Source organism: Maribacter sp. (assembly GCF_039968975.1).
Lineage (GTDB): Bacteria > Bacteroidota > Bacteroidia > Flavobacteriales > Flavobacteriaceae > Maribacter.
Genome location: NZ_JBDVOT010000124.1, coordinates 1 through 8,169, shown reverse-complemented (window position 1 = coordinate 8,169; position 8,169 = coordinate 1). Strand labels below are relative to the sequence as shown.

7 protein-coding genes and 1 pseudogene are annotated in these 8,169 nt (G+C 36.2%); 1 reads left to right on the top strand and 7 read right to left on the bottom strand.

Features of this window, described 5'->3' with window-relative positions; genetic code table 11:
• The 6 genes from ABJI11_RS08250 to ABJI11_RS08225 all read right to left on the bottom strand — a co-directional run.
• Window positions 1-292 (bottom strand): family 1 glycosylhydrolase (locus ABJI11_RS08250; RefSeq protein WP_348351132.1); only part of this gene is annotated, 292 nt, incomplete at its 3' end.
• A 17-nt stretch (window positions 293-309) separates the two neighbouring features.
• Window positions 310-1,308 carry a glycosyltransferase family protein gene (locus ABJI11_RS08245; RefSeq protein WP_348351130.1) on the bottom strand — a complete coding sequence of 333 codons (999 nt, stop codon included), beginning with the start codon at window positions 1,306-1,308 and terminating at the stop codon, window positions 310-312.
• The gene (locus ABJI11_RS08240) at window positions 1,305-2,168 is read right to left on the bottom strand and encodes a UDP-2,3-diacylglucosamine diphosphatase (protein WP_348351128.1); all 864 of its coding nucleotides are present in this window, start codon (window positions 2,166-2,168) and stop codon (window positions 1,305-1,307) included. Before ABJI11_RS08240 ends, ABJI11_RS08245 begins: the two co-directional genes overlap by 4 nt.
• A gap of 236 nt (window positions 2,169-2,404) precedes the next feature.
• Entirely contained in the window at window positions 2,405-4,702 is a 2,298-nt protein-coding gene (locus ABJI11_RS08235; protein WP_348351126.1) for an FdhF/YdeP family oxidoreductase, read from the bottom strand.
• Window positions 4,703-4,786: 84 nt separating this feature from the next.
• Window positions 4,787-5,152 (bottom strand): hypothetical protein, encoded by a 366-nt coding sequence (locus ABJI11_RS08230; protein ID WP_348351124.1) that lies wholly within the window; start codon window positions 5,150-5,152, stop codon window positions 4,787-4,789.
• Window positions 5,153-5,418: 266 nt separating this feature from the next.
• The gene (locus tag ABJI11_RS08225) at window positions 5,419-6,297 is read right to left on the bottom strand and encodes a sugar phosphate nucleotidyltransferase (RefSeq protein WP_348351122.1); all 879 of its coding nucleotides are present in this window, start codon (window positions 6,295-6,297) and stop codon (window positions 5,419-5,421) included.
• A gap of 144 nt (window positions 6,298-6,441) precedes the next feature.
• On the opposite strand from ABJI11_RS08225, the gene ABJI11_RS08220 reads away from it, so the two are divergent.
• Window positions 6,442-7,794, top strand: coding sequence for a Gfo/Idh/MocA family oxidoreductase (locus ABJI11_RS08220; protein ID WP_348351120.1), 1,353 nt, complete (start codon window positions 6,442-6,444; stop codon window positions 7,792-7,794).
• Window positions 7,795-7,802: 8 nt separating this feature from the next.
• On the opposite strand, the pseudogene ABJI11_RS08215 reads toward ABJI11_RS08220, so the two are convergent.
• A pseudogene (locus ABJI11_RS08215) lies at window positions 7,803-8,169 on the bottom strand (hypothetical protein); the annotation flags it as partial.

The window sequence follows — 8,169 nt, the reverse complement described above, 5'->3', positions numbered from 1 at the left end:
AACCGTTAGGTAAAACTCTTGCCCATGATATGGAGAAGCGGTAATTATCAATGTTCATGGATTTCATTAATAGTATATCTTCCTTATACTTATGGTAGAAGTCACAAGATACGTTTGCATTTTCTCCTTTGCTAATAGCTTTTGGTAAAGCAGTAAATGTATCCCAGATAGATGGTCCTTTGCCGTGAGAATCATAAGCACCTTCAATTTGATATGCTGCGGTAGAGACTCCCCATGTAAAATTTTCACCAAATTCTGATGCATTGAATAATAGCTCTTTTTGTTTTTTCAATGAAATGGTGGGCTTTTTTAGCAAGTTGCTAAAGATTCTTCTAGAAGTTTTGAAACAATTTTATCTGTAATGTCCGGGTAATTTACGGGTATAACGGTATCTGAATTTAGCCAAGCTTTTACTTTGTCTGCATGTTTCTTTTTAAGTGTTTTTATAATAGGAACTCCCATATCTGCTAAAGCCGCAGCATTACATTGTTGCTCATATTGCCCTTTCATAGGTACAACGAGTAATTTCTTTTGCATGTAAAGACTTTCTGCAGGAGTCTCAAAACCTGCTCCGCATAGAACACCTTTGCTAGAAGCCATGCTTTTTACAAAAGCATTATTAGTTATTGGTTTTATATGGATGTTTTTATGAAAATATTCATAAGTGTTGTGTTTAGAAAATACCTCCCATTTGACACTTTTCATCCTGCTTAAAAATTTCAATAATTTTTCATCACTGTAGGAGGGAAGGTACACTGTGTAATGGTCTCCGTTCGTAATTGGTGCCGACCTAATATCATCTCTGATTATAGGCGTGTAAATATTGTCTTCGTAAGATTGAAAATGTAAACCGAATTGCTGACTTGTTGGGGCATAATTATTTAGTATCCATTTGCCCATTCTATCTTTTTTCTTGGGCTTGGGGGCTTGATCGGATAATACCGCTGCTTGGTGGCTAAAGCTGTAACAGGGTTTGTTCTTTAGTTTACAAGCCCAAGCGGTTACAGGTTCAAAATCGTTTATGACCAAGTCGTAATCTGCTACGGGTATGCTTTTAATTTCTTTCTGTAAACGCAAAGAATTTGCCTTGTAATAAGTTTTCCATACATCTACGCCACCTTTTTTACCGAAGATGAAGCTGAGTCCTTTTAATTGATACTTAACCGGGTAGGGCAACTTAATATCAGCTTGTATGCCGCTAACCAAAATGTCTAACGAAATGTTGTGTTTTAAAAGCGCAGGAATAACATCTCTTGCTCTGCTTAAGTGGCCGTTACCGGTTCCTTGTATTGCGTATAGTACTCTCATTTGCTTTGTTGTGTCATTCCACTAATTCTAAACTCTTCTAATAAGCTTTGAAAGAGTTCTGCCTTTTCTAAGACAAATGTTTCTTCTTTAGAATCCTCTTTATGGTCTATGGTCAATTGGTCTTCTAAATAAGAGTAAAGTTTCCATTTGCCTTTATGGTATTCTAAGGCGGTTAAATTTTCTATCCAATCTCCTGAATTTAAGTAGGTGACTTCCCCTTTGTCTGTTTTTATTTTACGTATTTCTGGTTGGTGAATATGTCCGCATATCACGTAATCATATCCATTTTCTATCGCAATATCTGCTGCAATCTGTTCAAAGTCGTTTATAAATTTTACGGCAGATTTAACGCCGTTCTTAATTTTTTTTGACATAGAAATAGGACCCTTGCCCATTTTCTTGCTAATGAAGTTAATTGCCCTATTTAACAAAATTAAAAAGTCATAACCTTTAGCACCTAGTTTGGCAACCCATTTAGAATGCTGCATGGTTACATCGAACACATCACCATGAAAAATCCATGCTTTTTTATCATCTAGTGGAATGACCATCTTATTTACAATGCTCAAAGAACCCATTCTATTGCCAGAAAATTTGCGTAAAAGCTCATCATGGTTCCCTGTTACATAATGAACGGGAATTCCCTTTGCCACCCATTCTAATAAAAGCTTAATAACTTTCATATGAGATTTGGGCCAATAGCGTTTGCTAAACTGCCAGATATCTACAATATCACCGTTAAGAATTACTTCTTTTGGCTTTATAGATTTCATATATTTTAATAGTTCTTTGGCGTGGCAACCGTATGTTCCTAAATGAACATCAGAAATGACCACAATATCAACTGGTCTTTTTTTCATATACTGATTGGAGGTTTCTTACTTGTTTTTGAAAAAGTAATGAGGGTTATATTGACCTCCAACTTGGCATGATGTGCAAGATGTAGTTTTGAAAAAGCGGTCAATGCAATAAATTTCATGTGCTGAAATATATGACCGTAAAGTTTCAAAATATACGGGAATAGATAGGTTACTGCTAACTTATATTTGAGTTACCAGATTGTTATGTAATTGAATTTCAATGGTTAATTGGTTAACTATTTCTTTACCAATCTCACTTTAACAGATTTGCTAATTGGTGTTTTACTACGGTCTGCAAAATGGTTGTAAGGTACAAGTACATTGGTTTCTGGGAAATAAGAAGCCAAATTGCCTGAGGGAATATTATAGGGTACTACCTTGAAATTATGGGCAACTCTAATAGTTTTGTCATAAGTGCTGGTAATATCTACCACATCTAATTTATTGAGACCTACAGCTTTCATGTCATTAATATTCATGAAAATTACGCGTCTTGCATTATAAACACCTCTATAACGATCATCTAAACCGTAAATGGTTGTGTTGAATTGGTCATGAGAACGAATGGTCATTAACATGTATTCGTCTTTTGCTAAACTATGTTCGGGTAGTTTATTGATTGAAAATTGTGCTTTTCCGTTGGGTAGCATGCTAAAATCAAGTTCACGTACGTTATTTGGTAAATAGTAGCCTGCACCAACAGAACGCTCTTCTGTCTTGCTAAAACCTTTTGCTACTTGGTCTATTCGCGTTCTAATCAATTCATAGTCATTTCCTAAAGATTTCCAGTTCATAGAATGACCTTCACCAAAATAAGCAAGACCCATATTGGCGATGATCTCAGGTTCGCTCATTATGGTATCTGCTGCGGGCTTAAGTATTCCTTTGGATCTTTTAACACGGCCCATACTATTTTCAACGGTAAAATGGCGGGGCTTGCCATCTTTCATATCTTTTTCTGACCTCCCAATAGTTGGTAGAATCAATGCAGTTTTTCCTGTAATTAAATGGGTTCTATTCAGCTTCGTACTTATTTGTACGGTAAGGTCACAATTTTGTAACCCTTTTGCAGTGTATTCGGTGTCAGATGCCGCCATTAAAAAGTTACCGCCCAAGCACATGAATACTTTAGCATTACCTTCATACATGGCTTTTAAGGTACCTACTACATCTACGCCCTCATGATCTGGTGGGGTGATACCTAAATGTTCTTTTATGCGGGCATTCATGTCTTTATCAACAAAGTGTTGAATGCCAACGCTACGATCGCCTTGTACGTTACTGTGCCCACGAACCGGACAGGTACCTGCATTTGGTTTACCTATAGCACCTTTTAACAAAAGAAGGTTGATGAATTCTCTTATGTTTTCAACTCCATTCTTATGTTGGGTTAGACCCATTGCCCAACACACTATAATTTTAGATTTGTTTGCTAGTAGGGCAACCGTTTCATTAATTTTTTCTTCTAATACGCCCGTTTGTGCTAAAAGGTCTTCTGAATTGTAATTTTTTAAATCAGAGATTAAAGATTCATATCCATCTGTATATTTTTCAATAAACGCATGGTCAAATATATCTTTTGATTGTTCGTCTAAAGCAACTAATTTTTTAAGAATTAGCTTCACTAAAGGAATGTCTTGATTGATGTTGACCGGCAAATGAATATCTGCCATGTCTTCGCCGCCACCGATCCATCCACCAAGATGTTGTGGGTTCTTGAAATTCACTAAGCCTGACTCTTCAAGTGGATTTATACTAATAACCTTACCGCCATTCTGCTTGCATTTTTCTAGTGCAGATAACATTCTTGGGTGGTTGGTGCCCGGGTTTTGTCCGGCAATTAAAATTACCTCAGCTTCATAAAGGTCCTCTAAAGTTGTCGATCCTTTACCTATACCTAATGTTTCGCCCAATGCGACACCACTACTTTCGTGGCACATGTTAGAGCAATCTGGCAAATTATTGGTGCCTAATGCACGTGCAAACATTCCGTATAAAAAGGCAGCTTCATTACTGGATCTTCCAGAGGTATAAAAAATAGCCTCATCTGGGTTGTTCATTTTTTTTAATTCAGTTGCTATTAAGTCAAAAGCTGCTTGCCATGAAATAGGTTGGTAATGAACACTGCCCGGTTTTAAAACCATTGGTTCTACCAAACGACCAAATTTATTTAATTCGAAGTCGGTTAATTGAGATAGTTGTTCAACTGAATTTTTTTGGAAGAAACTGGCGTCAATTTTGTCAGTGGTAGCTTCATCTCCCAAAGCTTTAGCTCCATTCTCGCAATATTCAGCTACCGGTGAAGGATGTTCTGGGTCTGGCCATGCACAACTAGGGCAATCGAAGCCATCTTTTTGATTCATGCTAAGCAATGTTCGCATAGATCTAAGAACGCCCATCTCCTTAAAAGTATGCTTTAAAGCTTCACGCACACCTAAATATCCGGCGGCATGTGTAATTGGATCTTTTAATTCAATGTCTAGAAATTCTTCTGAGCCTCTAAAGGAGACCTTACGTTCAGTTTTTGTATTCATACTATAAACTTAGTAATTGTTATAGTAATGGCGGTACTCAATGTTATTAAAAACTATCTTAAAAGGTGTTGATTACTATAGAATTTAACTCAATTTAGGGTTTGGGTAATTATCAGATTGATCTTCAATGGTATTATCTAGACAAGTAAAATCTTTCTCAAGTAAAAGATATAGGTCGTTCCCTGCAGCTGTTTTCATAGTGTGGTCATAAGTAATAATGTCATTTGAATACCATGCTTTACCTATGGCTTCTGGCATTTCTAAAATAATGCTATTATTATCAAAACCAATATGAAGCTGCTCTATAGTACTCTTAAGAACTACGCCGTAGTTAAATTTTATAGTTCCAAAATTAGTGCTGTCGTATATCTGTCCATTGTCCGATAGAGATTTCACTTCTGTTTGGGTAAGTCTAAACCGAATGGAATCACCTTTTATTCTAATTTTCATAGCTATAAATTGAGTTCACAACAAAAATAGACCATCTGACAACAAAAAATGAGCAGTTGACATCAATTTGTTTTTAATATTTAATGGTACCTGTACATTTACAGTGTTATTAAAAACGAAATAAAATTTTTTCATTTTCATATAGTGTTCTCGTAAAAGAGTCCGATCCTTTAAGATCGGACTCTTTTTAGTTTAAGCCATTTTTACATATAAAAAGACCCATTAAATAGAAATTTAATGGGTCTTTTCGTTTTGTTGTAAAAGTCTTATTTCCAAATAGGAGCAGGGTATTTGCCCAAATCAGATTTTTCTTTTAAACTGTTCATTGCTTTTTCTTTATCACTTGCATAGGTAACACCAAACCAATCTCCACCAGAAGGAATACACTTCACTTCAATTTCATTGGCCTGTAACATTTCTTGTATCATTAAGGGAATGTATAGCTCGCTGTTTGCAATACGGTCTTCATCTTTCAAGAATATTCTGAATTCAGATTCAATTTTATCAAAGATAGATGGTCTACACACCCAAAAGTTCATACTGGCTTGTTCGTCACCGGTAAATTCTAGATTAGTATCTTCATCAATAATGTTGTTCTCTTTTTGTACAAGTTTTAGTCTTTCCTGTACAGAAACTAGGTTGTCGCCATTTACTTCGCAAACACCTCTAGAAACTGATCCATGTTCAGATAATGTATCTTTCAACGTATAACCTAAAAGGGCATAGGCGTTGTCGTCAGACTTCATGAAATCAGCAGCTTTTTTATAGGCAGATTGACCATAGAAATCATCGGCATTGATTACTACGAATGGTCCGTCAATTACTTTTCTTGCCGTCCATACCGCATGAGCGGTACCCCAAGGTTTTTTACGCTCACCAGTGAACGTAACACCGTCAGGTAAATCTGTAAGTTCTTGAGCAAGAACGTTTAATTTTATAGTGCTTGGTATTCTTTTAGAAAGGTGCTCTTCTAAAAAAGATACATTCTCCTTTTTAGTAATAACTACAATTTGATCAAAATTATTCTGAATGGCATCATAAATGGCAAACTCCATTAAAAACTCTCCATTTGGTCCTAAATCATCAAATTGTTTTAGCTTTCCATATCTACTACCGCTACCTGCAGCCATTAAAAGTAATGTCATAATTTTCTGTATTTACGGGGCAAAAATAGCGAATGTGATTAAAATTCGTACAATATATCGGTTTTAACATCTATAAACTTGATGATTAGTTAATCTAGATCGGTAAGTTTTTATAAATTCAAAGTTCATAAACTTTACAACTAAATGGCAACAAGAAGAAATTTTATTAGAAATACATCATTGGCAGGTATGGGGTTATTTACAGTGCCCGGTTTTGCTCATAATAGTTTTAGCGCTGCAGATAAATTAAATGTAGGTTTAATTGGTGTAGGGTTAAGAGGAACTAATCATTTGCAAAACTTATTACTTAGAAAAGATGTGAATGTGACGGCTATTTGCGATGTAGATGAGGGGAGAATAAATATTGCTAAAAAGCATATTGCCGATGCAAAAGGTAAGAGCCCTAAAGTGTTTGGTGCGAACGAACATGATTATAAAAACCTATTAGCTTTACAAGAGGTTGATGCCGTAATCATCGCTACACCTTGGTTGTGGCACACGCGTATGACGGTAGATGCTATGGAAGCTGGAAAATATGCTGGCGTAGAAGTTTCAGCTTCTAATACCTTAGAAGAATGTTGGGATTTGGTAAATGCTCATGAGCGTACCGGTACACATATGATGATTTTAGAAAATGTAAATTATCGTAGAGATGTGTTAGCAGTGCTAAATATGGTCAAACAAAATGTATTTGGCGAAATGGTACATTACAGATGTGGCTATCAACATGATTTACGACATGTAAAATTTAATGATGGTAAAACTGCTTATGGTAAAGGAGTGGAGTTTGGCGAAAAAGGAATTTCTGAATCTAAATGGCGTACCGAGCATTCTGTAAAAAGAAATGCTGATGTTTACCCTACTCATGGTTTAGGTCCTATTGCCGTAATGGCAGATATTAACCGTGGTAATCGTTTTATATCTATGACGTCTCATGCATCTAAGGGCATTGGTTTACATAATTATATTGTTAAGGAAGGTGGAGAAGAGCACCCTAATGCTAAAGTAAAATTTAAGCAAGGTGATGTCATCACCTCTACTATAGATACCGCAAATGGAGAAACCATTATTATTACACATGATTGTAATCTGCCTAGACCTTATTCTTTAGGTTTTCGCACGCAAGGTGCAAACGGTTTGTGGGAGGTTGATGGTAGTAGAATCTATGTGGAAGGAAAATCAGAACCTCATAAATGGGATGATGCACAGCCTTGGCTAGAAAAATATGACCACCCACTTTGGAAAAAATATGGTGAGTATGCTCTAAATGCAGGTCATGGCGGAATGGACTTTTTTGTGTTGAACTCATTTGTAGAATCTGCAAAACAGAACATAGCCCCACCTTTAGATGCTTATGATGCAGCTGCATGGAGTGCGGTTACACCACTTTCAGAAGTTTCTATTGCCAATAACGGTGAGCCTCAAGATTTTCCTGATTTTACTAGAGGTCTTTGGATGAAAAGAAATCCTTACCAATGGATGAAAGAAACGTATTGAGGATAGCTTCAGCTAGCCTTTGCTTCGTTTAAGCTTTTTTTGTCTTCGCGGTTAAAATTGTTATTCGCAATTGTAATTTGAGAATCGTTATCTATTACTTTTTGACCGCGATTTGTACTAATTGACTTTAGAGCATCTGGAGCAAAAGTAATAGCTAGAATAATGGTGCCGAGTCCAATTAATGTCAACGGATTTATAAAGTAATCGCTAAAAGAAAAGATACCAATAATTAACAAGGTGGAAAAAGGTAGCGAACATGCTAAAATGTTCAAGCCAAAATTTACATCAAAAGTTGGTTTTGGGTGCTCGTCTTTATCTTCCATTGATTGTATGGCGCTCATGTGGGCAAAAGGCCAGAAGCTACAGGCACTTTGC

Excerpts from the sequence above, each read along its gene's own strand:
- ABJI11_RS08245 (WP_348351130.1), bottom strand. The coding sequence starts at position 1,308 with ATGAGAGTACTATACGCAATACAAGGAACCGGTAACGGCCACTTAAGC.
- ABJI11_RS08240 (WP_348351128.1), bottom strand. The coding sequence starts at position 2,168 with ATGAAAAAAAGACCAGTTGATATTGTGGTCATTTCTGATGTTCATTTA.
- ABJI11_RS08235 (WP_348351126.1), bottom strand. The coding sequence starts at position 4,702 with ATGAATACAAAAACTGAACGTAAGGTCTCCTTTAGAGGCTCAGAAGAA.
- ABJI11_RS08230 (WP_348351124.1), bottom strand. The coding sequence starts at position 5,152 with ATGAAAATTAGAATAAAAGGTGATTCCATTCGGTTTAGACTTACCCAA.
- ABJI11_RS08225 (WP_348351122.1), bottom strand. The coding sequence starts at position 6,297 with ATGACATTACTTTTAATGGCTGCAGGTAGCGGTAGTAGATATGGAAAG.
- ABJI11_RS08220 (WP_348351120.1), top strand. The coding sequence starts at position 6,442 with ATGGCAACAAGAAGAAATTTTATTAGAAATACATCATTGGCAGGTATG.